The organism is Vibrio sp. OPT46 (genome assembly GCF_015163535.1).
GTDB classification, from domain to species: Bacteria; Pseudomonadota; Gammaproteobacteria; order Enterobacterales; family Vibrionaceae; genus Vibrio; species Vibrio alginolyticus.
This window is the reverse complement of sequence record NZ_JADDYG010000415.1, coordinates 1-950: the sequence shown is the minus strand read 5'-3', so window position 1 is coordinate 950 and position 950 is coordinate 1. Positions and strand designations below refer to the sequence as shown.

The 950-nt window shown below is 42.7% G+C and carries 2 protein-coding genes; both read right to left on the bottom strand.

Features of this window, described 5'->3' with window-relative positions:
* Window positions 1–285 precede the first annotated feature (285 nt).
* A complete protein-coding gene (locus tag IQR33_RS35190; RefSeq protein WP_257390153.1) occupies window positions 286–414 on the bottom strand; it encodes a hypothetical protein in 129 nt (42 codons plus the stop codon).
* A 50-nt stretch (window positions 415–464) separates the two neighbouring features.
* Window positions 465–896, bottom strand: a complete 432-nt coding sequence (locus IQR33_RS18820; RefSeq protein WP_025636572.1) for a hypothetical protein — start codon at window positions 894–896, stop codon at window positions 465–467.
* Window positions 897–950 lie beyond the last annotated feature (54 nt).

Genomic DNA, 950 nt, shown 5'->3' with positions numbered 1-950 from the left:
GCTCGCCGAAGGCGATTCATATGGCCACCAGCATTCTGCTAGGACGGTGACAACGGGGGTTGGTTGGCAATGTCCTAGCGCTGGTGGACAACAGCCTTGAGCGGCAGCACTTGGTGAGGAACGAGCCTTAGGGATGCAGGGGTAAGTCCGGCGGGTGGGCCTCGGTGGCGACTAGGGGGAACCCCTATTAGTGGAGAGAAAATTCATCTCAATATCTTGTTCACAGGACAAAAAAAACTCAGTGCTTAACACTGAGTTTTTTTGAGGGGTTTTGAAGTATCTCTACTACTTTTGGTTCAGATGATGAACCGTTGGTATTGAGGTATATTTCACGTTCTCATCGATTTGACCCACCGCGCTGACCGAGGGAGAAAGTGCTGCTATTAATAAGAAAGCGATAATATTGTTACTCATAAGATTAGCTCCTAGTTGCCGAACGAAATAAAACTTTATACTGGTAATCCTCAAGAAACTTTAGCTCGAGGTCGAAGGCTTAAAATTCTCGTGTAAATAGCATATTTCTGTTTTGCCAAATCTTTAGTAGTAACATGTGAGCTCTTACCTAACTTAGGTTCTGTTTGACTGTCAGTGCCTAGCATTTCTTTTAACACTTCAAGCTCAGCCTCGAGGGTGTCATTTGATGAAATGTATCCAATATAGTTGAATACATCCTGGGAAGAGAAACTTAAGCCATCAGCTTTCTGGTGCTCATGCCGGGAGATATAGCAGCGCTTACCGTTAATGATATCGATATGATAAGCCTCTACAATGCGGTCACCGTATCCATCATCCCAGCCATTATCTTTGTTACGGCCATATAGCCGTGAATGTCTGTAATGAAACTTGAGAAATTGCTTCATTTCTTCAAAAGAAATGAGAATATTATTGTGTCTCATATTGCCCCCAAGCAATTGAATTTATTAACAAGCCATGTAAAGAGTATAACAAAA

Bases quoted from the DNA above. Each gene is read 5' to 3' on its own strand.
- IQR33_RS35190 (WP_257390153.1), bottom strand. From the start codon at position 414: ATGAGTAACAATATTATCGCTTTCTTATTAATAGCAGCACTTTCTCCC.
- IQR33_RS18820 (WP_025636572.1), bottom strand. From the start codon at position 896: ATGAGACACAATAATATTCTCATTTCTTTTGAAGAAATGAAGCAATTT.